Source organism: Arthrobacter sp. P4_H3, from assembly GCF_056400885.1.
Genome location: NZ_JBFUKK010000033.1, coordinates 1 through 21,290 on the forward strand (window position 1 = coordinate 1; position 21,290 = coordinate 21,290).

General features: G+C 65.5%; 21 protein-coding genes. 9 read left to right on the plus strand and 12 right to left on the minus strand.

What is annotated here, in order from left to right; all coding sequences use genetic code 11:
• The coding region (locus AC1DRE_RS24095) for a GntR family transcriptional regulator (RefSeq protein WP_476987003.1) at window positions 1–353 on the minus strand (353 nt) is incomplete at its 3' end.
• Window positions 354–771: 418 nt separating this feature from the next.
• Window positions 772–1,047 (minus strand): hypothetical protein, encoded by a 276-nt coding sequence (locus tag AC1DRE_RS24100; RefSeq protein ID WP_476987004.1) that lies wholly within the window; start codon window positions 1,045–1,047, stop codon window positions 772–774.
• Between the two features lie 431 nt (window positions 1,048–1,478).
• Between AC1DRE_RS24100 and AC1DRE_RS24105 the strand changes: the two genes are divergently transcribed.
• Entirely contained in the window at window positions 1,479–2,162 is a 684-nt protein-coding gene (locus tag AC1DRE_RS24105) for a nuclease-related domain-containing protein (protein WP_476987005.1), read from the plus strand.
• A 285-nt stretch (window positions 2,163–2,447) separates the two neighbouring features.
• Window positions 2,448–3,092 carry a hypothetical protein gene (locus AC1DRE_RS24110; RefSeq protein ID WP_476987006.1) on the plus strand — a complete coding sequence of 215 codons (645 nt, stop codon included), beginning with the start codon at window positions 2,448–2,450 and terminating at the stop codon, window positions 3,090–3,092.
• Between the two features lie 349 nt (window positions 3,093–3,441).
• On the opposite strand, the gene AC1DRE_RS24115 is transcribed toward AC1DRE_RS24110, so the two are convergent.
• Together AC1DRE_RS24115 and AC1DRE_RS24120 are read right to left on the minus strand one after the other, a co-directional pair.
• A complete protein-coding gene (locus AC1DRE_RS24115; RefSeq protein ID WP_476987007.1) occupies window positions 3,442–3,891 on the minus strand; it encodes a hypothetical protein in 450 nt (149 codons plus the stop codon).
• Between the two features lie 228 nt (window positions 3,892–4,119).
• Complete coding sequence (locus tag AC1DRE_RS24120) at window positions 4,120–5,538, minus strand: MFS transporter (RefSeq protein WP_476987008.1); 1,419 nt, start codon at window positions 5,536–5,538, stop codon at window positions 4,120–4,122.
• A gap of 115 nt (window positions 5,539–5,653) precedes the next feature.
• Between AC1DRE_RS24120 and AC1DRE_RS24125 the strand changes: the two genes are divergently transcribed.
• Complete coding sequence (locus AC1DRE_RS24125; RefSeq protein WP_476987009.1) at window positions 5,654–6,202, plus strand: TetR/AcrR family transcriptional regulator; 549 nt, start codon at window positions 5,654–5,656, stop codon at window positions 6,200–6,202.
• A 50-nt stretch (window positions 6,203–6,252) separates the two neighbouring features.
• On the opposite strand, the gene AC1DRE_RS24130 is transcribed toward AC1DRE_RS24125, so the two are convergent.
• The 3 genes from AC1DRE_RS24130 to AC1DRE_RS24140 form a co-directional block, all read right to left on the minus strand.
• Window positions 6,253–7,038, minus strand: coding sequence for an alpha/beta fold hydrolase (locus AC1DRE_RS24130; protein ID WP_476987010.1), 786 nt, complete (start codon window positions 7,036–7,038; stop codon window positions 6,253–6,255).
• 119 nt (window positions 7,039–7,157) lie between these two features.
• Window positions 7,158–7,886, minus strand: coding sequence for an SDR family oxidoreductase (locus AC1DRE_RS24135; protein WP_476987011.1), 729 nt, complete (start codon window positions 7,884–7,886; stop codon window positions 7,158–7,160).
• A 114-nt stretch (window positions 7,887–8,000) separates the two neighbouring features.
• Window positions 8,001–8,669: a nitroreductase gene (locus AC1DRE_RS24140; protein WP_476987035.1), complete on the minus strand. Its 669-nt coding sequence runs from the start codon at window positions 8,667–8,669 to the stop codon at window positions 8,001–8,003.
• Between the two features lie 149 nt (window positions 8,670–8,818).
• On the opposite strand from AC1DRE_RS24140, the gene AC1DRE_RS24145 reads away from it, so the two are divergent.
• Window positions 8,819–9,469, plus strand: coding sequence for an FMN-dependent NADH-azoreductase (locus AC1DRE_RS24145; protein ID WP_476987012.1), 651 nt, complete (start codon window positions 8,819–8,821; stop codon window positions 9,467–9,469).
• Between the two features lie 54 nt (window positions 9,470–9,523).
• Here the strand turns inward: AC1DRE_RS24145 and AC1DRE_RS24150 are convergent, their stop codons facing one another.
• The 4 genes from AC1DRE_RS24150 to AC1DRE_RS24165 form a co-directional block, all read right to left on the minus strand.
• Window positions 9,524–10,009, minus strand: coding sequence for a MarR family winged helix-turn-helix transcriptional regulator (locus AC1DRE_RS24150; RefSeq protein ID WP_476987013.1), 486 nt, complete (start codon window positions 10,007–10,009; stop codon window positions 9,524–9,526).
• A gap of 69 nt (window positions 10,010–10,078) precedes the next feature.
• Window positions 10,079–10,867 (minus strand): GntR family transcriptional regulator, encoded by a 789-nt coding sequence (locus tag AC1DRE_RS24155; protein WP_476987014.1) that lies wholly within the window; start codon window positions 10,865–10,867, stop codon window positions 10,079–10,081.
• Window positions 10,868–10,953: 86 nt separating this feature from the next.
• On the minus strand, window positions 10,954–12,354 hold the full coding sequence (gene xylB, locus AC1DRE_RS24160; RefSeq protein WP_476987015.1) for a xylulokinase: 1,401 nt from the start codon (window positions 12,352–12,354) through the stop codon (window positions 10,954–10,956).
• A complete protein-coding gene (locus AC1DRE_RS24165; protein ID WP_476987016.1) occupies window positions 12,351–13,301 on the minus strand; it encodes a sugar-binding transcriptional regulator in 951 nt (316 codons plus the stop codon). The genes xylB and AC1DRE_RS24165 overlap by 4 nt, the downstream gene beginning before the upstream one ends.
• 228 nt (window positions 13,302–13,529) lie before the next feature.
• Between AC1DRE_RS24165 and AC1DRE_RS24170 the strand changes: the two genes are divergently transcribed.
• Genes AC1DRE_RS24170 through AC1DRE_RS24190 form a run of 5 tightly spaced genes read left to right on the plus strand, consistent with a single transcriptional unit; the run spans window position 13,530 to window position 19,411 of the window.
• Window positions 13,530–14,876, plus strand: coding sequence for an ABC transporter substrate-binding protein (locus tag AC1DRE_RS24170; RefSeq protein ID WP_476987017.1), 1,347 nt, complete (start codon window positions 13,530–13,532; stop codon window positions 14,874–14,876).
• A 26-nt stretch (window positions 14,877–14,902) separates the two neighbouring features.
• On the plus strand, window positions 14,903–15,871 hold the full coding sequence (locus tag AC1DRE_RS24175; RefSeq protein ID WP_476987018.1) for a carbohydrate ABC transporter permease: 969 nt from the start codon (window positions 14,903–14,905) through the stop codon (window positions 15,869–15,871).
• Entirely contained in the window at window positions 15,868–16,797 is a 930-nt protein-coding gene (locus tag AC1DRE_RS24180; RefSeq protein ID WP_476987019.1) for a carbohydrate ABC transporter permease, read from the plus strand. Before AC1DRE_RS24175 ends, AC1DRE_RS24180 begins: the two co-directional genes overlap by 4 nt.
• Window positions 16,798–16,844: 47 nt before the next feature.
• Window positions 16,845–17,912 carry an NAD(P)-dependent alcohol dehydrogenase gene (locus tag AC1DRE_RS24185; RefSeq protein ID WP_476987020.1) on the plus strand — a complete coding sequence of 356 codons (1,068 nt, stop codon included), beginning with the start codon at window positions 16,845–16,847 and terminating at the stop codon, window positions 17,910–17,912.
• 26 nt (window positions 17,913–17,938) lie between these two features.
• Window positions 17,939–19,411 (plus strand): mannitol dehydrogenase family protein, encoded by a 1,473-nt coding sequence (locus tag AC1DRE_RS24190; protein ID WP_476987021.1) that lies wholly within the window; start codon window positions 17,939–17,941, stop codon window positions 19,409–19,411.
• Window positions 19,412–19,639: 228 nt separating this feature from the next.
• Here AC1DRE_RS24190 and AC1DRE_RS24195 read toward each other — a convergent pair whose 3' ends face one another.
• On the minus strand, window positions 19,640–21,232 hold the full coding sequence (locus AC1DRE_RS24195; protein WP_476987022.1) for an alkaline phosphatase D family protein: 1,593 nt from the start codon (window positions 21,230–21,232) through the stop codon (window positions 19,640–19,642).
• Between the last annotated feature and the right edge of the window lie 58 nt (window positions 21,233–21,290).

The following is a 21,290-nucleotide window of genomic DNA, read 5'->3' on the forward strand; positions in this document are numbered from 1 at the left end:
ATGCGTTTGATGCGTTTGATTTCGATGTGCTGTCCGGGGCCGCCGAGGACTTCCTCGAAGGGCCGGATCCGTTCGATGCCGATGCGGGGGAGGGTGTCGGCGACAAACCGGCCCACGCCCCGGCGGGCCCGGATGAGGCCGTCCTCTTCGAGCAGCATCAGGGCTTCGCGGACCACGGTGCGGCTGACCTTCATGTCCGCGCCAAGCTCCGTTTCCGTGGGGAGCATCGAGCCGGGGGTCAGCAGGTTGTTGCGGATGGCCTCGGCGATCCGGGAGTACACGGCAACCCGGAGCGGCGAGCCGGGCTGGGCCTCCACCGGCTGGGACAGGAACCTGGCGGCGTCCTCGTGCACGTTATTCCTAGATTAGAGGTGTTCGAAAATTCCAGAGTACGACAAGTGTGAAGCGTTTGTTGCAAGTCGTTAGGCGGCATGGGGTCTTCGGCTCAGTTCTCGGCCGTGTGTTTTCGCTCGAGGCTGGAGTCCCAGTCTCAGCTGGGGCGTCATAAGGTAACAAACATTTATTCTTAGAGGTCATTGCGCCGGACGCAGGCTGCCAGAAGACCCGCCTGCTGTCGGTCGGTGGAGTTCTGCTGCGTCGAAACGAGGGCGAGACCGATCAGTTGCGTCAGAGCTGCTTCGGTGTGTCTCGTAAAATGTGGAAGTCAGTTTCGAGGAAGCTTTGTTCGGTGTTCGCATGTCCGGAGCGGCCGTTGCTTTCGTAATCGCTGAGGACTCCCTTGGCGGAGTAGTGCCAATGACTGATAATTACTCACCCGGGTTTGCGAAAGCGCTCGGGCACCGTGTCGTTCAGTGAGAAGGGGCCCCACGTGTCGCCCTCGGGCAGGGTGTCGTCGATTTCGTGCCATCGCTCCCACGCCGCTTGGCGCGTGACCCCAAGGGCCGCGGCGATCTCTGCCCAGGACAGGCCCGCCTTCCGTGCGTACTTCACGGTCGTGAGTTCAGTGTGATCGCACGTCTGGCGGACCTGCTGGATAGCCATCAGGGTGGCGGTTACCTCTGCCTTCCAGCTCTGTGGGCTCGACATGGACGATCCCGTCGATCGAGGCCCTTTCATTGCCCTATGGACAGTTGGCCCGCCGCTGTACCTCGCCATAACGTCAGGGTGTCCTTGCGGCGACCCCTTGTCAAGGCATCTTTGCAACGAAGTCCCACTTCATTGGGACAGTTCGAGAGTTCTTTGGATGCAGCTACGCGTGGCACCCCCGAAAAAGTTCGTGCCGTAGGTGAGGATTGAGCCATGGCAAAGGGCATCCGCGGCCTATTCGCCGTGGTCTACAAGCAGACTGGATCCGTGCCGGTTATCCAAAGTGCATCTTCATGAAGCAGATGAGGCTCCGGTACGCCGGAGCGTGTTGGCTGTGCGATGCCTCTCTTCCGGCCGGGACGGAAGCGATCTATGAGAGCGAGACGAAGACCGTCCGCTGCTTGGAGTGTGCTCCCGAGGCGTCGGAAACTATGTCCCCCGCCCTGGAACCACATTGTGATGAGTCGTTGTCCGCGGAGTCCGGACTAGCCGGGTCGTCCGCCCGTCGCGAATATGAGCGCCGCAAGGCGAAGGACGAGGAGAAGCTCCGCGAAAAGTGGGGTCGCTTCGGTGGCCTCGCAGTCGCCCTCTCTGACGAGCGGCCGCACACCAGGTCCTGGGATCGAGGCGCGATCGGTGAGGAACGTCTGGGCGCTCGGCTAAATGCCCTGGCCGCTGATGGCCTGGCTGTCCTCCACGACCGACGTATCCCCGGCTCGAAGGCCAACATCGACCACATCGCCATCACTCCCGGTGGAATCTGGGTTATCGATGCCAAGCGCTATAAAGGACGGCCCGAACTGAAGGTCGAGGGTGGCATCCTTCGCCCACGCGTCGAGAAGCTCCTCGTTGGCCGGCGTGATTGCACGAAATTGGTCGATGGGGTGCTCAAACAGGTCGACGTCATGCGCGACCTCGTCGGGGATGTTCCGGTCGCCGGGGCGCTGTGCTTCATCGAAGCAGACTGGCCCCTGATCGGGGGTGCGTTTTCGACTCGTAGCGTTCACGTGCTCTGGCCGAAACGGTTAGCCAAAGTGCTTACAGAGCATACAGCAGGCGACGTAGATGTGGGGAGGATGCATGAGTCGATAGCCTCGCGGTTCAAGTCTGCGTGACGTCAGGTGTCGATGTTCGAAACTGTTCGGAAGCACGCTAAGGGATTCGTCCGATGACGCAAACGGGTCCCATACGGGCGATCTTGTCAGTGTGAGATTGGTTGCAATATTGGTTGCAGCGGCCTCGGGCTCCGACTGCCCAGCTTGACTCGCCAAGTTCACTGCTTCGTAGTGGCTCTCCGGAGTCCGGGGACACCCCAATAGTTCATCACGTAATGCGGCGAGTCCATTATGGTCAGAGGAGATGTCATCGCCGGCGCCGTCCGGCAGTCAATAGGGGGAAACATGCAGATCTATCCGACGAAGGGACTGCCTCTGCCTGGGCAGAAGCCGCGGAAGCGTAACCGAACGGCCCTGACTATCGCCGCCCTAGCTGTCGCCCTCGTGGCTCTTGTCGCTGGCGGGTGGTGGTTCGGTGTGGGGCTGCCGGCAAACCAGGCCGCCGAGGCCCACGCAGCCGAGCACGCAAAGACAGAAGCGACCGAGAAGAAGAAGGAAGAGGACTCAGCGGCCTTCTGGGCCCAGGTGGCAAAGGACAACAAGGCGAAGTCCGAGAAGGCGGCTGCGGACGCCGCCGCTTTCAACGCTAGCCAGGCAACACGGCAATCTGATTCCGTGAAGAGGCAGATGGAAGCCCAGGGCTGGACTCAGTTCGCCGGAGACTTCTACTACCAGTACGCCGACAAGTCCGAATACACCTGCGGATACTCGAACTGCAGCTATGTACATGTAACGACAATGGCGCCCAACGGTTGCGCGGGCGGGCTGTATGTGGCTGCCACCATCGACAGAGGCGGCGCCTCGGTGGGGATGACGAACAGCATCACTGCCGCTCTCACTCAAGGCAAAGACGCCATAGTCAAGCTTGAGGACCATACCGGCGCCGGAGATAAGATCGGACTGACTGACCTGCACTGTCTCCATGGATAGTGATCCTCGGCGCAAGGGTATGCGCACCGTCCTGTTTGCGGTGGCATCGGTCGTAGTGCTGGCCCTGGCGATCCTCAGCGGCGTACTCTTGGGTCGTTCGCAGCCCGTCGAGGCCACGGCTGCCCCGCCGGCTGTTCCCAAGGCACTGACACCGAGAACAACGGCCTCCACGACAAAGGTCGCCACCCGTCCCGCGAGCCCATCACCCGCCACCACTCCGACTTCGATGCGGGGGGCGACAGAGGCAGTGCCCTCGAAGTGGGGCAAGAGATAACCGGCCTACCTAGGTACCATCCCGACCCGTCACAGGCATCCCCGCCTGTCCGCACCGTCTGGTTTGGTCGGTCAGTCAGCCGTCGTCCAGGCCCAAGTCTTCCCGGATTACCTTTCGAATGGCCACGACTTTAGAGTCAAAATTCGCAAAGGTGGCTTCGCGTGCTGCGTATTCATGAGAACTTCCAGGATTTGGTCCAAGTAGGACGCCAGCCGACCCTTTGACGGAGTGGGTACTGAGTTCTACAAACTTCAGGTCCCGGATCGCTGTTCTCAGCCTATTGGTGGCATAGAGGTCGGTTCTGCTCAATGACTGATTCCAAGCTGCGTCAGCTGCTTTCGTCAACGCATCAATGGCCAGCTGTTGTTCACGATCCACGCTATTACCCGGGGCTCTGTCTTCACACCTCATTGAGACAAGGGCCTTTCTCTTCGCCGTCAGGGATGCGAAGAGCCCCGTGTAAGCCTCGTGACGCCGGTCGTGCTTCTCTTTCTCAGCAGCACTCTTTATCTGGTTAGACCCCACCTGATTGATTATGGGCGGTTATTTGGGTGCGCCAAGCGACGCAAATAGGGCTACCGCTGAGATAGCCACGGATGTCCTGAGCGTGAGCGAACGTTCCCTTCTCGCACTCTCCATGTCGGCTCGGCGTGCGTCGTCCGCAGCTGCCGTCGTTGCCGTATTTTCCGCCCCGCCTGTAATGGAGTACTGACGGATGGCTTCGGCCCTAGGGCGTCCGGCGAGCGGGTGCGCTCATGCCACCTTCCGAGGTCTGATGACCAGCCCGACGACGGCTGCCAGCGCGAGGGCGGAGAGGATGGTCGCTGACCAGAACCCGGCCCGTCCGCCGGTCAGGAAGTCGCCGGGGACGGCGAAGGCCGCGTAGGTCGAAGCCACGATGGCCAGTCCAACGGCGCCGCCAAGTTGCTGCATTGTTTGGAAAAGCCCCGAGGCGGACCCTGCGTGCTCGGGTTCGACGTTGCGAAGCGCGAGCGTCGTGAGCGGCATGAACGTCATGCCGGCTGAGATTCCCGTCAAGAGCAGGGCAACCATGACGATCACGAAGGGGGTGTCCGGACTCAGTTGCGTGAGCGGCAGGAAGGCGACCACGCGAAGTGCGGTGCCGAGGATGACGAGGCGGACAGCCCCGAAGCGCTCGACCAGTCGCGGGACGATCCGCGACATCGCGAATGTGCTCAGGGGCATCGGCAGGAACGCCAGCCCCGTCAGCAGCGGCGTGAGGTGTAGATCGTTTTCGAGGTACTGGACCATGAGGAAGAACATCGCCAGCATCCCGCCATAGGTGGCCGCCATCGCCGCCAGCGCCGCCACCCGGCTCGGGCTGCGGAGCAGCTGCGGGCGCAACAGAGGGTGGGCCACTCTCCGCTCGGTGAAGGCGAGCACGGTGAGCAGCGCTGCGCCGACCACCAGCCCGCCGATCGTGCGGGGACTGGACCAGCCGTCGTCGCCCGCCTGGATGAGAGCCCACACGATGGCGACGGCGCCGCCCGTTGCGGTCACCGCTCCGAGAATGTCGAAGCGCCCGGGTCTCCGCGGAGTTTCGGCGACGAGGCGCGGTACGGCAAGGAGGACGACGACGCCGATCGGCACGTTGATGAAGAGGGTCCACCGCCAGTTGGCCAGGTCGGTGAGCAGGCCGCCAAGAATGAGCCCGAGCGCGCCGCCCATCGAGGCGACGGCGGAGAACAATGCAAGCGCCCGGTTCCGTGCGCCGTCGTCCCGCGCGCTGGTGGTGATGAGCGCGAGCACGCTCGGGGCGGCGAACGCGGCACCGAGGCCTTGGAGTGCGCGTGCGATGACGAGGAGAAGGGGTGAGGTGGCCAGGCCGCCGAGCAGCGAGAAGACCGTGAAGACTGCCACGCCCACCAGGAACGTGCGGCGACGGCCGAAGACGTCTCCGATCCGTCCGCCGAGCAGCAGGAGGCCGCCGAAGGCAACGGCGTAGCCGTTCAGGACCCAGCTGAGCTGGGCCGGGGTGAAATCGAGGTCGGTGGCGATGTGGGGGAGTGCGACGTTTACGACGGTCGCATCGAGGACAAGCATGAGTTGGGCAAGCATGACCAGCCCGAGGCCAATGCTGCCGGCGCGGCGCGGATTACCGCTTGTCCGGGCGATCCCGGCGGGCGCCCGTGTGGCGATTGTGGATGTCATGGGTTGGTGTCCTGTTCTAGCCGAAGGGCTGACGTACACTAAGAGGAGAGAAGCTCCGGTTAGAACTATACGGAGACTCTCTCCGTTTTGCAATGCTGGCTTGAAAGGTGTTTCTGTGCGCGCTGACGCTCAACGCAACCGCGATCGGATCGTGGAGGTTGCACGTGCGCTGTTCCGCGCCAAAGGCTTCGACGCCGTTTCGATGGACGAGGTGGCCAAAGGGGCCGAGGTGGGGCCCGGCACGCTCTACCGGCACTTCCCGACCAAAGAGTCGCTGTACGACGCGGTCCTTGAGGCCTGGGCGGGGAACGTCAACGCGGCAGTCGACAGGGCGCTTTCGCTCGATGCCTCCGCGCGGGAGCGGCTGTTGACCTGGCTGACCGACTATGCGGCGATGCTGACAGAACACAAGGGTGCAGCCGCGCGGATCACCGCTGCGCTGGGCGATCCAGGGTCTCCATTCGCAGCAAAATGCACGACGTACGTCAACGCGAATCAGCGCCTGATTGACGGGTTGGACTCGGCCCTGCGCCCCGGCGTTGAGGCCATTCAAATCAGTCGGCTTGTTGGCGGCATGGCCGCAGTGGCAGACAACAGCGAGCTTCCCGCAGACTCAGTGGCATCGATGCTTGCGATCGTCGCTGACGGGCTGCTCGCTCCCTGACGGGTTCAGGGAACGCCTTCAACGTCGCGGACCCGTTCACTCCTGCAAAGTCAGGAGCCAGCGGATGCCGCACTCTCGCGTTCCGCCCGCGCCCAGTGCGCCCGCAGCAGCTCGGCAAGCCGCTCAGGCTCGATCCGGTGTGGCGGATCGAAGTGGTGCCGCTTGGGGAACACCTCCAGGCGGAAGTCCGGGAAGAAGACCCTGGACAGCCGGCCGGCGATGTCGCCGAAGTCATCCGGGTTGCTCAGGCCGCCGAGGGCGAAGAACACCGGTGGGCGAAAGGCCGCCAAGCGCGCCCGGTCCAAGTCGTAGCTCTTGAAGGTGCGCAGGAACGCCCTGATGCCCGCGGGCCGCTTGGCCATCCACGGCGGCGGGGGACCCGGCGGCGGCGGCGGAAGGACGACGTCGGGCTTCACTCCCAGCCTCATGAAGGCGGGCATGAACTGCTCAGGCGGCAGGTCCTCCAACCGCTCATAGACCTTCCACAGCTCAGTGTGCGCCGGGCTCCAGTCCCAGTTCCCTGCCCAGGCCGGCTCCAGCAGCGCCAGGCTCAGCAGCCGGTCCGGATGCTTGGCGGCGAAAGCCAGCGCCGCCGCGCCGCCACCCGAATAGCCCGCAAGATGGAACGTCTCCCACCCACGGGCATCGGCTTCGCGCAGCACGCCGTCGATCTCCGTGTCCAGGCTCCAGCCTGGCGGCGGCACGTCGCCCGCGTAGAGTTCCAGGTCCTTGGCAACAGCGTCGACGTCGGGCCCCAGTGCCGCCGTCAGCGCGCCGTACGCCTGTTGCGCGGGAAGCACGCTCCCGGGGAGAAGGATGGCCCGAATCCGATCCATGAACGAACCATACGCCCGGTCAGCTGTTCCTAACAGCCCCGCGGCGGGGACCCTTGGGTTGCTCGGCAGGCCTGAGCAGCCCGGCGCCCGCCACTGGGTGGTGCTGGAGCGCGAGCGTGTCAGGAGAGCCAGTCGGCGTAGTGGGTGGGGGCGAGGTGAGCGTCCTTGTCCGTGAGGACGTCACCCTTGACGACGGCGAACATGCCGGCGGCGGGGTCGGTAACGACGATACGGTTGTCGCCCTTGCGGGACAGTGTGATCCGGCCCAGCTCGTCCAGGGGGAAGATCTCGGGGCCGGCGATGTTGTGAATGCCATTCAGCGGGTTGCCCGCGGCGACCTCCGCTACCGCCTTGGCCACGTCCTTGGCCGCGATCGGCTGGATCGGCGTGGCCGGTAACCGGACGGTGTCGCCGTCGGCGGTCCAGGATAGGACGGCGTCGATGAACTCCATGAACTGGGTCGCCCGGACAATGGAGTAGGGGATCGGCCCGGCCGCGAGGATGTCCTCTTGGAGCGCCTTGGCCCGGTAGTAATCCAGCTCCGGCACCTGGTCCGTGCCGACGATCGAGAGGATGACGAAGTGGCCGACGCCGCTCTTCCGGGCCGCGGCCAGGAGGTTGTCCATCGAGGCTTGGAAGAACGCCAGGGAGGCTTCGTCGAAGGTTGGGGAATTCGTCAGGTTGACGACCACGTCGGCTCCCGCCAGCGCCTCGTCCAGGCCTTGGCCGCTGATGACGTCGACTCCGGTGGACTGCGAGTGCGGTACCGCCTCGTGTCCGGCGGCGTTCAGATTCTTGACGACCTGGGACCCGATCAGCCCGGTACCGCCGATGACTGCGAATTTCATGACATGCCTTTCGTTGGGGGTATGTGCAATGCATGGCGCATGAACCACGCGTGGGTGGCATGTACCAATCTCGGATAACTTCTGTCGGAGTAGATCGGCCGGGGGCGGCCGGTGTTAGTAAGCATCGACGAACGTGGCCGTCTCGTCCAGCGCCGCCCGGCCCGTACGGGCGTCGCCCATTGTGACGTCCCGGAACCCGATCGACATGCCACAGAAGAGGACAAGCTCATCCGGGGGTGACAGGACCTCCGCGACGGTCTTGTGGTACTTCGCCCAAGCCATCTGCGGGCAGCTGTGCAGCCCTTCGGCGCGGAGGAGCAGCATGACGGTCTGCAGATACATGCCGACGTCGGCCCACTGGGCCGGGCCCATGTCGCGATCGATGTAGCAGAACAGGGCGGCGGGCGCGCCGAAACAGTCCCAGTTCGCGGCAGCGGCCCGCTGTCTCGACTCCAAGTCCTCGCGCGGAATACCGAGTGCTCCGTAGCGCTGCTCGCCGAAGGCAGATCGGCGTTCCTGGTATGGGGACTTCAGTGCGGGCGGGTACATCTCGTACTCCGGCTCGTCCCAGGGGTCGCCTGCGGCCAGGCGCTCACCGGCGCGCTTTTTGAGTTCGGCCAGCGGCCCGTCGGTCAATACGTAAGCGTGCCACGGTTGGAGGTTCGATGACGACGGCGACCAGGCCGCGGCGGACAGCACGCCCTCCATTACGTGCTTCGGGACATGCTGATCTGTGAATCCACGCACCGCCCGCCGGCTCGTGACCGCTTCATAGACGTCCATGATGGGCAATCTCCCATTCTCTCAACGTGTTCATTTCTATTACATCCAAGATGGTATCATTCAATACTATCTCGTACGTAACTATCTTACGAGTATGAATCCTCAGCCCTTGGTTCCCCACCTCGGGCGCCGTTCTTAGGAGAAAACCCATGGCCACGCTGTTGCATATCGACTCGTCCGTATTCCCCGGCGAGGCGTCCTCGTCCCGGTCGGTCGGGGACGCGTTCCGCAAAGTCTGGGAGGAGCAGCACCCGGAGGGCGCGGTGATCTACCGTGACCTCGCCGCTGATCCTGTCCCGCACATCTCTGCTGACGCCCACACCGCCGGTTTCGCCGCCCCGTCCCAGCGCACGCCGGGGCAGTCCGCCGAGTTCGCCGCGCGCGAGAAGCTCATCGAGGAGCTGGAGCAGGCGGACGCGGTCCTGATCGGCGCCCCGATGTACAACTTCTCGATCCCATCGACCCTCAAGGCGTGGCTGGACAACGTGATCCTGCTCGGACGCACCGCCGGCGGGACCCCCTCCGCCCAGGGCACCCCGGTCACCGTCGTCGCCAGCCGCGGTGGCTCCTACGCGCCGGGCACCCCGCGCCAGGGCTACGAGTTCGTGCAGAACTATCTGGAAGCCGTGCTCAAGGGCACCCTCGGCCTGGACCTCGACTTCATCGTCCCGGAACTCACCATGGCCCCCCGCAATCCGGCCATGTCTGAACTGGTCCCGCTCTACGAGGCCTCCCGCGAGCGCGCCTTCGAGGAAGCGGCCACCATGGCCAAGGAACTCGCGGCGCGCCTCGCCAGGTAACCCCTAACCCATAGAGGGCCTCACGCGGCAGGCATCCCGTGCGCGGGCGCGCGCTTACGCTTCAGTGCCTGCGGGATGGGTAATACGGGTCAGCAGATCCGTCAGTTGCGCGGGCTCGCCGGGCCCCAGTTCGGCTACCAGACGCTCAGCCAGCGGCTCCGCCGCCACATGGGCTGCGTCGAAAAGCTCGAGTCCCTGAGGCGTGATCTCCACTGCCCGCGCCCGACGGTCCCCCGGAACGGGCTTGCGTACAGCCAGCCCCTTACGCTCCAGGTCGTCCACGACCCGCATGATGCCCGCCTTGTCCGACCCCGTCGCCGCCGCCAAGTCCCGCTGCACCGTGGGCCCGCGGTCGACTAGCACGATCAGCACGGCAAAATGCCGCAATTCGATGCCGAGCGGCCGGAGTGCTTCCGCCATCACCGTGGCCGCGTGCCAGTGCGCACGGCGCAGCAGCAGGCCGAGAGCGAAAGGCGATGTATCACCGGGGCGGTCCGTCGCACGCGAGGCGGTGGTTATGTGAGGAGCGTCGGGGGTCATGAGGCCACATTACAGCCGTCCGTTCACTCGATACGGTATCAAGTGAAATTAAATCCGGCTGCGGTTGGACTAGGACTGCAGGGACTGCATCACGGAGAGGTGCCCGGCGCGTGCCGCGATCAGGCATTTAGCCAGGTAGAAGGGCCGGTTCGCGTGCCTGACGTACTGCGTCAGCACGAGGACCGGATCCGGGGCTCGCAGGTCCAGTAGCTTGGCCCGGCTGGGGCCCACCTGGCTGAGACTGATCTGGCACTCGCCCGGTCCGAGGACCCGGCCGAAGCGGCTGTTCAGGCTGGCAAGCAGGGTGCTGCCGCCGTCGTCGTCGATTTCCAGCGGCGCGGCGGCGGTGGAACTGCTGCCCAGGCTGACCGGCCGGGCAGAGATGTTTTCCTGCAGGTGGGCGATGGCTTCACCGTCGCGGATCAGGACTGACTCCCAGAGCCAGCAGTCGGCGCCGGGCTCCACGCCCACGCCGGGGGCGACGAACTCGGAGGCGGGCTGCCGCTGGCGCTGGATGCGTTTGATTTCGATGTGCTGTCCGGGGCCGCCGAGGACTTCCTCGAAGGGCCGGATCCGTTCGATGCCGATGCGGGGGAGGGTGTCGGCGACAAACCGGCCCACGCCCCGGCGGGCCCGGATGAGGCCGTCCTCTTCGAGCAGCATCAGGGCTTCGCGGACCACGGTGCGGCTGACCTTCATGTCCGCGCCGAGCTCCGTTTCGGTGGGGAGCATCGAGCCGGGCGTCAGCAGGTTGTTGCGGATGGCCTCGGCGATCCGGGAGTACACGGCTACCCGGAGCGGCGAGCCGGGCTGGGCCTCCACCGGCTGGGACAGGAACCTGGCGGCGTCCTCGTGCACGTTATTCCTCGCTTAGTGGTGTTCGGGAATTCCAGCGTACGACACGTGTGACTTGTTTGTTGGACAAGTGGCGCCAGGCGCTCAGCTCACACCCCGTAAAAGCCCTTGCGGGCCTCAGCGTAGCGGTCCCGGACGCCGAAGCCCCAGTCCCCGGCAGGTTCGTAGGCAGCTTCAATGCTGCGCTTCCAGTCAGGAAGCTCGCCGGTTGCCGCCCAGACGGCCTGTCTGGCTGCGCCCAGTGCAACGTATTCCCTGGTCTCCGGGATCTCGACGGGCAGGTTGAAAATGCTTGCAGCGGCCTGCCGCAAAGCCTGCGATTTCGAGCCGCCGCCGATGAGGAGAACCTTGTCCGGGGTGCCGCCGGACTGCCTCAGGACGTCGATGGCGTCGGCCAGCGAGTTCAGCACGCCCAGCACGGAGGCGCGGGCAAGGTTTTCCGGAGTCATGTTGCTGCGGGTGAGTCCGGCCAGGCATCCGCGTGCGTGCGGAAGGTTCGGGCTCCGCTCGCCGTCCAGATAGGGGAGGAAGGTGAGACCCTCCGCGTCGCTCCCGGCGGCCAGCGCCAGCGCATCAAGCCTGGCAAGGTCGACGTCCAGCATGGCGGCGGTGGCGGCCATAACGCGGGCGGAATTCAGCATGGCCAGCAGGGGTAAATGGCCGCCCGTGGCATCCGCGAATCCCGCGATCGCACCGGTGTGATCCGGCATGGCGGAGGGTGTGCTGGTGAAGACGGTTCCGGAGGTGCCGATTGAGACCACCACCTCGCCCGGGCGCAGGCCCAGCCCCAATGCGGCCGCCGCGTTGTCCCCGGCGCCGGCCGCGAGGACCGCGCCGTCAATGCCCCAACCGGTCTGCACGGTTCCGGCCTGCTCGTTTGACGCCACCACGCGCGGAAGGCGGGGGATGCTGCCGAAGAAGCGCTCCAGCAAATCGGTCCGGTAGCTGTCCGTCACCGGGGAAAAATAACCTGTGCCGGAGGCATCGCTGCGGTCCGTGGTGAACTCGCCGCCCAAGGCTCCGTTGAGCCAGTCATGGGGAAGGACTACCTGGTCCACGCGGCCCGCGGCCTCCGGTTTGTTCCGGGCCAGCCACGCGAGCTTGGAGATGGTGAACGACGCCACCGGGACCAAGTTCACGGCCTCGACCCAGGCTTCTGGCCCCAGTTCGTCCCGGAGCCGTGCTGCGTCTGCAGCACTGCGGGTGTCGTTCCACAACAGGGCATCGTGCACGGGCGTCCCGAAGCTATCCAGGGCAACCATCCCGTGCTGCTGCGCGGCAATGCCGACAGCCTCGACCGAACCGCCCAGCCGGTCCGCGCCCGCGGAACGCCACGCTTCCCGCAATGCCGAAGTCCAGACCTGCGGGTCCACCGCGGTGAGGTCGGGGTGGGTGGCCGCACCCGCCGAGACAACGTCACCGCTTTCAGCGTCCACGGCCAGCACCTTGCAGGACTGGGTGGAGGAGTCCACCCCGACAACAACGCTCATTGACTGTTCTCCTCATTGATCAGGTCAGTCATCGCCTGCGCGAGCGGGGCATCGAGGATCAGCGTGGTGACGAAGCCGGCCCTGGCCACGGCCAGCACCGCTTCAGCCCGCGCCTTCCCCTGCGCAACTGCAATCACCTTGGGGGTCCGCTGCAGCTGTTTGATGGTGACGGCGATGATCTGCTCGTCCAGGCCCGATTCCACCGGAACACCCGCTGCGTCCAGCAGCCGGCCGGAACACTCGGCCACTGCGCCGGCGTCGACTGCGGCCTGGCGCAGCTCGGCGCTGGCGCGGTCCCAAATGGTGGAGGTGCCGGGCTTCCAGGCGCCGATGGCCACGACGGCCAGGTCGAGTGAGTCGGCTTTTGCCAAGGCACCCGCGATCTCGGGCTGGCGGCGCAAGCCCGATGCCGTCGTCGGATCTTCAACAACCAGCGGTGACCACAGCGGCCAGGTGAGGCCGCCGCTCAGGCGCCCCAGCCGCTGGATAAGCTCCAACGGATTGCTGTCCGCTTCAGCGGGGAGTGCACCAGCGAGCTGGACGATGTCGCAGCGGGGCAGTTCCCGGACCAGCCGCGACGCAACATCAAGGGTGCGCGACCAGGAAATGCCCATGGTCCCGTGGGACGGAGCCTGGCGTGAAACCTCGGCGGCGGCAGCCTTGGCCAGGATGCCGCGGGCCTGGACTTCGTCGCCGTTCGAGTCCGCAACAATCACCTCGGGGATGTTCAGCGCGGACTCCAGGCGGCGGATGTCATCGCTGGACACCCGCGACGGGAAATGCACCTTGATTTCCACGATGCCCTTCTCGAGTGCTTCGGTGAGCAGCCGTGCCACCTGGAAGCGTGAAATGTCGTAGCTGGCAGCAATCTCCACCTTGGGACGGTTTTCCAGGTAGTACTCGCTGCTGATGCGAGCCAGGAGCTCGTCGTGCGAGCGATCGGGCATGTGGTCACCTCTTCCCGTTCTTGATCATTTGAGTCGCGCCTCTTGCTCAAACGAGTATATATGACTAGAGTCACATGACAGATGAGCAATTCACATCCGCTCAAATGAGCACACATGCTTCGGAAAGAACCGAAGTTGCACACCCGGACCTGAAACGGTCCCGTCCGCTCCGGCCCGCACGACAGCGGCCGGGAGTGGCACCCCGACTTTGAGTACAAAGGAGTTCTTATGCGTCCCAAGATGCGCGCCGCCTCGATGGCGGCCGGTGCCCTTTGCATCGCACTTTCCGTCCCTGCCTGCGCAGGTGCCGGCGGCGGCAATTCCGCCGGAGACCCGAACAGCATCAACGTCCTGATGGTGAACAACCCCCAGATGGAGGACCTGCAGCGCCTCACCGCGGACAACTTCACCAAGGAAACCGGCATCAAGGTGAACTACACCGTGCTGCCGGAGAACGACGTCCGGGCCAAGATCAGCCAGGAGTTCTCCAGCCAGGCCGGCCAGTACGACGTGGCCTCGCTGTCGAACTACGAGATTCCGTTCTTCGCGGCCAACGGCTGGCTGGCGCCGCTGGACAACGTGGCCCAGGCCCCCGGATTTGACCAGGACGACATCCTGCCGGCCTACACGGCGTCCCTCACCGGTGCGGACGGCAAGCTCTACGGCGAACCGTTCTACGGCGAGTCCTCGTTCCTGATGTACCGGAAGGACGTCCTGGAGTCCAAGGGCCTGACCATGCCGGCGAAACCCACCTGGGACGAGGTGGCGGAGATCGCAGCCAAGGTGGACGGCGCGGCGCCCGGGATGAAAGGCATCTGCCTGCGTGGCCAGCCGGGCTGGGGCCAGGTCTTCGCGCCGCTGACCACCGTGGTCAACACGTACGGCGGGACCTGGTTCGACAAGGACTGGAACGCCCAGGTCAACAGCCCGGAGTTCACCGCCGCCGTCGAGTTCTACACCAAGCTGGTCCGCGAGCACGGGGAGTTGGGTGCCGCACAGGCGGGGTTCACCGAGTGCCTGAACAACATGAGCCAAAGCAAGGTGGCCATGTGGTACGACGCCACGTCGGCCGCCGGCGCGCTGGAATCCGAGGCGTCCCCGGTGAAGGGCAAGATCGGCTACGCCCAGGCCCCGGTCAAGGAGACCAAGTCATCCGGCTGGCTGTGGACCTGGTCCTGGGCCATGCAGGCTGCCTCCAAGAAGCAGGATGCCGCCGGGAAGTTCATCGCCTGGGCCAGCTCGAAGGAATACGAGGAACTGGTCGCCGCCAAGCTCGGCTGGGCGAAGGTCCCCTCCGGAAAGCGGATCTCCACCTACGAGAACACTGAATTCCAGCAGGCCGCACCGTTCTTCGAGGCCGAACGCTTCGCCATTGAGAATGCCGACCCGAAGAACCCTGGCGCGCAGGAACGCCCGGCCGTCGGGATCCAGTTTGTGGGCATACCCGAGTTCGCTGCCCTGGGCACCAGCGTCTCCCAGGGGGTCAGCTCCGCCATCGCCGGCCAGGGCACCGTGGCAGACGCTCTGGCCAAGGGCCAGGAAGCCGCCCAAAAAGCCGGCAACAAGTACAAGTAGCCAGAACCGAACCGCAGGAGAACCTCATGACTACCGCAACGGCGCGCATCTCCCGCCCGGGACGCAATGCAGCCACACCTTCACGAGACAGCCGGTCGCGGGAACGCGCCCTGGCCTGGGCGCGGCGGGCACCGCTGCTTCCGGCCCTGATCTTCCTCATCCTGGTCACCCAGCTTCCGTTCGTGGTGACCCTGATCATCTCGTTCCTGAACTGGAACAGCCTGAGCCCGGACAAGACCGCCTTCGCCGGCCTGGAGAACTACGCCACGGTCCTCACCGACCCGGACCTGCGCCAGGCGATCTTCACCACCATCCTCCTCACCGTCTCCGTGGTACTGGCCAGCCTGCTCCTCGGCCTGGGCCTGGCACTGCTGCTGGACAAGAAGTTCATCGGCCGCGGACTGGCCCGGACCCTGCTGATCGCACCGTTCCTGGTGGTCCCCGTCGCCGCGGCCCTGATCTGGAAGCACGCCCTGCTCAACCCCACGTACGGGCTGATCAACGGCATCCTGACCTGGGTCTGGTCCCTCTTCGGCAATGACACTGCGCCCCAGCTGGACCTGCTGTCCCAGGCACCGATGATGGCCGTCATCGTCTCCCTGGTCTGGCAGTGGACCCCGTTCATGATGCTCATCCTGCTCGCCGGCCTGCAGTCCCGCCCCATGGATACCGTGGAAGCCGCCCAGATGGACGGCGCCACCCCGTGGGCCATCTTCCGGCACCTGACCCTGCCGCACCTGCGCCAGTACCTGGAACTGGGCGGCCTGCTCGGAGCCATCTACATCGTGCAGAACTTCGACGCCGTCTTCACCCTTACTGCCGGGGGCCTGGGCACGGCCAACCTGCCCTACGCGATCTACCAGACCTTCTACTTCGCCAACGAATACGGCCTGGCGTCCGCCGCCGGCGTCGTGGTGGTCATCGGCACCATCATCGTGGCCACCTTTGCCCTCCGCACCGTCTTTTCGCTCTTCAAGAAGGAGGCAGCACGATGAGCACGCTCACTCCTGCCGCACCACGCAAGTCGGACCCTGCCCGTTCAACATCACGTGCCAGCTCAACCACCGGACCACTCCGGCGCGGCAAGTCACGCATGGACCCCACCCGCAACAACACCGCCGCCGGACTCGCCGCCTGGCTGCTGGCCCTGCTGTTCGCCGCCCCCGTCGTGTGGATGATCCTCACCTCCTTCCACTCGGAAACCGACGCCGCCACCAACCCGCCGTCCATCGCCGCGAACCTCACCCTGGACGCGTACCGGGAGTTCTTCGGGGAAACGTCCGGCGTCAGCCCGTGGCCGGCACTGATCAACTCCGCCACCGCTTCGATCCTGTCCACGGTCCTGGTCCTGGTACTGGCCATTCCCGCTGCGTATGCCCTGTCCATCCGGCCGGTGAAGAAGTGGACCGACGTGATGTTCTTCTTCCTTTCCACCAAAATGATGCCGGTGGTTGCGGCGATCCTGCCGCTCTACCTGTTCGCCAGGACGGTCGGGGCCCTGGACAACATCTGGTTCCTGATCCTGATGTACACGTCCATGAACCTTCCCATCGCGGTGTGGATGATGCGGTCGTTCCTTGCAGAGGTGCCCGTGGAAATGCTGGAAGCAGCCCAGATCGACGGCGCCAACCTGCTCCTGACCCTCCGCAAGATCATCGCCCCCGTGGCGATGCCCGGCATCGCCGCCACGGCCCTGATCTGTTTCATCTTCAGCTGGAACGAACTCCTCCTGGCCCGGGTCCTCACCGGCGTCGTCGCCGGAACCGCGCCGGTCTTCCTGACCGGCTTCGTCTCCGGCCAGGGACTGTTCCTCGCCAAGGTGTGCGCGGCCGCCGTCGTGATCTCACTCCCGGTGCTGTTTGCCGGCTTCGCTGCCCAGGACAAGCTCGTCCAGGGCCTCTCCCTCGGCGCCGTCAAATAACGCCGTCAACTAACGCCCTTCCCTCCCGATCTTCAAGGAACACCTCGATGACGACATCAACCACACAGTCCGCGCCCCCGGCCCTCGGACAGCCGGAACTGCCCACCACCATGCGCGCCAATGTCCTGAGGCGCCAGGGCGACATGGCTATGGAAACCCTGCCCCTGCCGCAGCTCGACGCCGACCAGGTCCTGGTCCAGGTCGCCGCCGTCGGCGTCTGTGGCAGCGACGTGCACTACTACGAGCACGGACGGATCGGCGACTTCGTGGTGGACCACCCACTGATCCTCGGCCACGAACTTTCCGGCCGGATCGCCGCCGTCGGAAGCGCCGTTGACCCTGCCCGCATCGGCAACCGGGTCGCCGTCGAACCGCAGCGTCCCTGCCGCACATGCAAGCAGTGCAAGGCCGGCCGCTACAACCTGTGCCCGGACATCGAGTTCTACGCCACCCCGCCGATCGACGGCGCCTTCGCCGAATACGTCACCATCCAGTCCGACTTCGCCTACGACATCCCGGACAGCGTCAGCGACGAGGCGGCTGCCTTGATCGAACCGCTCTCGGTAGGTCTGTGGGCCTGCGAGCGGGCGGAGATCAAGCCCGGCAGCCGGGTCCTGATCGCCGGTGCCGGCCCGATCGGCATCATCGCCGCCCAGGCCGCCCGTGCCTTCGGCGCCACCGAAATCTACATCAGCGACATCGCCGAGGACCGGCTCGCGTTCGCCCTGGAACACGGCGCCACCCACGCCCTCAACGCCAGGACGGACAGTGTGGAAGGGCTCGACGTCGATGCGTTCATTGACGCTTCCGGCGCCCCGCAGGCGGTCCGTTCCGGGATCAAGGCCGTCGGCCCCGCCGGACGGGTCATCCTGGTCGGGTTGGGGGCGGACGACGTCGAACTCCCCGTTTCGTACATCCAGAACCGTGAGATCTGGCTCTCCGGCGTGTTCCGGTACACCAACACCTGGCCGCTGGCCATCCAGCTGATCGCCGACGGGAAGGTGGACCTGGACATCCTGGTCACCGCAAAGTTCTCCCTGGCCGAATCCGAAGACGCGCTCAAGGCCGGCAAACAGCCCGGCCAGCTCAAAGCCGTCGTCTACCCGGGCCGCTGACGGCCCGCACTGAAAGGAAGAATCACGTGCAAACGCTCACAGAGGCAACACTTGCGGGACTCCCGGCGAGCCTGGGCAAGCCGTCCTATGACCGGTCGGCCTTGACTGCCGGCATCGTTCACTTCGGCGTCGGCGGCTTCCACCGCGCCCATCAGGCCATGTACCTGGACCAGCTGATGAGTGCCGGCCTCGCACAGGATTGGGCCATCTGCGGTGTAGGTGTCCTGCCCGGCGATGCGCGCATGAAGCAGGTCATGGACAAGCAGGACTGCCTCTACACGCTGGTGGTCAAGAACCCTGACGGTACACGCGAAGGCCGCGTCATCGGCTCGATCATCGAGTACCTTTTCGCCCCCGATGAACCCGAGGCGGTCATCGAGAAAATGGCGTCAGACGGCGTCCGGATCGTTTCGCTGACCGTGACCGAAGGCGGTTACAACTTCCACCATGTCACCGGAGACTTCGACGTAGAGAACCCCGATGTGGTCCACGACCTCCAGCCGGCTGCCGCTCCGCGGACAACGTTCGGGCTCATCACCGAAGCCCTGCGCCGCCGTCGTGAACGGGGCCTGGAACCGTTCACTGTGATGTCCTGCGACAACATCCAAGGCAACGGCGAGGTCGCACGGAAGATGTTCACCGCATTTGCCCGCCTGAAGGATCCGGCCCTTGGCGCCTGGGTGGCGGAGAACGTGCCCTTCCCCAACAGCATGGTAGACAGGATCACTCCCGTCACCACCGACGAGGACCGCCAAGCAATCGCCGGGGAATTCGGCGTGGAGGACGGCTGGCCTGTGGTCTGCGAGCCCTTTGAACAGTGGGTGCTGGAAGACCACTTCAGCCTCGGACGGCCGCCTTTCGAAAAGGCCGGCGTTCAGCTCGTAGACGACGTGGAGCCCTATGAGCTGATGAAGCTGCGGCTCCTCAACGCCAGCCACCAGGGCATGTGCTACTTCGGCCACCTCGCCGGCTACCGCTACGCCCACGAGGCGGCGCAGGACCCGCTGTTCGCGCGGTTCCTACTGGACTACATGGACAAGGAAGCGACCCCCACGCTGCACCCGGTACCCGGCATCGACCTCGACACGTACAAGCGAACACTCATCGAGCGCTTCTCGAACGAATACGTCCGGGACACCCTGGCGCGCCTGTGCGCCGAGAGCTCGGACCGGATCCCGAAGTGGCTCCTGCCCGTGGTCCGGATCAACCTCGAGAACGGGGGAGAGATCCGGCGGTCTTCGGCCATCGTGGCCAGCTGGGCCCGCTATGCCGAAGGGGCGGACGAACAGGGCAACCTGATTGACGTGGTGGACCGGCTCAGGGACACCCTCATGGCTGCCGCCGCACGTCAGCGGCAAGACCCGCTGTCCTTCATCTCGAACCGGGAAGTCTTCGGGGACCTCATGGACAACGAACGGTTTGTAGCCGAGTATTCCGACGCCCTGGCAAGCCTGCACCAGCACGGGGCCCGGGAAACGCTGCGGCGGCTGGAAACGTAAGCCGGTTGCCAGCCGCCGTCCGGCCCTAGTTGATCGGTGCGGGCGGCCGTTCGCCGCTGAGCACGGCGAGGGCGTTGTGCAAGAACTACTTCGTTTACGGTCGCAGTCAGCACTGCAGGGCAGAGCTCGGGGCTGACATTGTCTGCGGGCCGGTTTCGACGGGCGAAACCACCGGCCTCAACCACAAGCGCCCGGCGGGAAATCCCGCCGGGCGCTTAGCTGAGGACCCTACCCCCGTGCCACGAGCCCCGGCATGCCGTCGCGGATCTCGAACGACGCCTTCGTGGAAACCGGTGAACCCGGCGTGGTCACGTGGTCCAGCACCCGGTAGTCAGCCGTTAGCGCCTCCTTGGTGATGCGCGTGGTCACGTACCCGCGATTGTCGTTGTAGAACTTCAGATGCGGGTTCCAGGCCATGGTCGGGTCCGTCGTGGAGCCCGATCCGTCGCCGGTCGACGTGATGGACGTGCACACCAGTTCGGAACCGACCACCGGTGAGGCCGGGTCCTTGTAGTCCACCTTGACGTCGTTGGCCCAGTTCCGGTGCACGTCGCCGGTGAGGACGACGGCGTTGCGCACGTTCGCGTCCACCCAGCCCTGCGTGATGCGGCGACGGGAGGCGGCGTAGCCGTCCCAGCCGTCCATGGACACGTCGTCGATGTCGGGCGCCTGGTTGCGGTCGCGCTCGGCGAAGAACACCTGCTGGCCCAGGATGTCCCAGCGCTGGGTGGAGTTCTTGAAGCCCTCCAGCAGCCACTTCTCCTGCTCGGCGCCGGTGATGGTGCGGTCCTCGGCCAGGCGTTCGGCCACGTTCTTCTTCCAGCCGTCCCCGGCGAGCTGGTCGTCGCGATACTGCCGGGTGTCCATCATGTGGAAGTTGGCCAGCTGGCCCCACTGGATGGTGCGGTAGATCTTCATGTCGAACCCGGCCGGCACCGACGACGCGCGCAGCGGCATGTTCTCGTAGTAGGCCTTGAACGCAGCGGCCCGGCGCTGCCGGAAGCGTTCGGTGGTGTCGTTCAGCTGGCCCGCATCGGTGTTCTCCGGGACCTCGTCCGCCCAGTTGTTGTCCACCTCGTGGTCGTCCCAGACCACCAGCCACGGTGCGATCGCGTGCGCGGCCTGCAGGTCGGCGTCGGACTTGTACTGCGCATGCCGCTGCCGGTAGCCGGCGAGGCTGGACGTCTCCGGGCCTTCGTGGTCGCGGGGGTTCCCGCCGCCGATCACGTAGCTGCCCTTCTTGTACTCGTACATGTAGTCGCCCAGGTGCAGCACCAGGTCCGGGTGGTCCTCCGCCAGGCGCGTGTAAGCCGTAAAGTAGCCGTGCTCATACTGCGAGCAGCTGGCGAACGCCATGGCCAGTGCCGCCGGCGTCTCGTGCGGCGCGGGGCTGGTCAGGGTCCGGCCGACGGCACTGATGTGCCGGCCGCTGCGGAACCGGTAGAAGTATTCACGTCCGGGCTTCAGGCCACGCAGCTCCACGTGGACGGAGTGGGCGTTCTCCATCCGGGCCTGTTCGACGCCGCGCGCCACCACGCGGCGCATGCCGGCATCCTCGGCCACCTCCCAGGCCACCGGCACGGTCCGCGACGGCATCCCGCCCAGCCCGTCCCCGGCGAGCGGGTCGAGGGCCAGCCGGGTCCAGATCACAAAGCCGTCCGGCCACGGCTCGCCGGAGGCGATGCCGAGCATAAACGGATCGGTGCGGAGCCCGGCGTCGTCCGCTGTGGAAACGGCGACGGCGGCACCCGGCAGGGCGGCGACGAGCCCGGCCCCGAGGCCGACGGAAAGAAGTGATCTGCGCGAGATGTTGGTGTCCATGGCGTCGACCGTACGGAGGCCGGTTGGACGGGTGCCGAGGATGGTGTGAATGGGTGGT

What these genes read in the sequence shown, in the direction of transcription:
- AC1DRE_RS24100 (WP_476987004.1), bottom strand. Translation starts at nt 1,047, where the DNA reads ATGTCGAGCCCACAGAGCTGGAAGGCAGAGGTAACCGCCACCCTGATG.
- AC1DRE_RS24185 (WP_476987020.1), top strand. Translation starts at nt 16,845, where the DNA reads ATGACGACATCAACCACACAGTCCGCGCCCCCGGCCCTCGGACAGCCG.
- AC1DRE_RS24150 (WP_476987013.1), bottom strand. Translation starts at nt 10,009, where the DNA reads ATGACCCCCGACGCTCCTCACATAACCACCGCCTCGCGTGCGACGGAC.
- AC1DRE_RS24170 (WP_476987017.1), top strand. Translation starts at nt 13,530, where the DNA reads ATGCGTCCCAAGATGCGCGCCGCCTCGATGGCGGCCGGTGCCCTTTGC.
- AC1DRE_RS24175 (WP_476987018.1), top strand. Translation starts at nt 14,903, where the DNA reads ATGACTACCGCAACGGCGCGCATCTCCCGCCCGGGACGCAATGCAGCC.
- AC1DRE_RS24130 (WP_476987010.1), bottom strand. Translation starts at nt 7,038, where the DNA reads ATGGATCGGATTCGGGCCATCCTTCTCCCCGGGAGCGTGCTTCCCGCG.
- AC1DRE_RS24135 (WP_476987011.1), bottom strand. Translation starts at nt 7,886, where the DNA reads ATGAAATTCGCAGTCATCGGCGGTACCGGGCTGATCGGGTCCCAGGTC.
- xylB (WP_476987015.1), bottom strand. Translation starts at nt 12,354, where the DNA reads ATGAGCGTTGTTGTCGGGGTGGACTCCTCCACCCAGTCCTGCAAGGTG.
- AC1DRE_RS24180 (WP_476987019.1), top strand. Translation starts at nt 15,868, where the DNA reads ATGAGCACGCTCACTCCTGCCGCACCACGCAAGTCGGACCCTGCCCGT.
- AC1DRE_RS24120 (WP_476987008.1), bottom strand. Translation starts at nt 5,538, where the DNA reads ATGACATCCACAATCGCCACACGGGCGCCCGCCGGGATCGCCCGGACA.
- AC1DRE_RS24105 (WP_476987005.1), top strand. Translation starts at nt 1,479, where the DNA reads ATGTCCCCCGCCCTGGAACCACATTGTGATGAGTCGTTGTCCGCGGAG.
- AC1DRE_RS24110 (WP_476987006.1), top strand. Translation starts at nt 2,448, where the DNA reads ATGCAGATCTATCCGACGAAGGGACTGCCTCTGCCTGGGCAGAAGCCG.
- AC1DRE_RS24140 (WP_476987035.1), bottom strand. Translation starts at nt 8,669, where the DNA reads ATGGACGTCTATGAAGCGGTCACGAGCCGGCGGGCGGTGCGTGGATTC.
- AC1DRE_RS24145 (WP_476987012.1), top strand. Translation starts at nt 8,819, where the DNA reads ATGGCCACGCTGTTGCATATCGACTCGTCCGTATTCCCCGGCGAGGCG.
- AC1DRE_RS24165 (WP_476987016.1), bottom strand. Translation starts at nt 13,301, where the DNA reads ATGCCCGATCGCTCGCACGACGAGCTCCTGGCTCGCATCAGCAGCGAG.
- AC1DRE_RS24195 (WP_476987022.1), bottom strand. Translation starts at nt 21,232, where the DNA reads ATGGACACCAACATCTCGCGCAGATCACTTCTTTCCGTCGGCCTCGGG.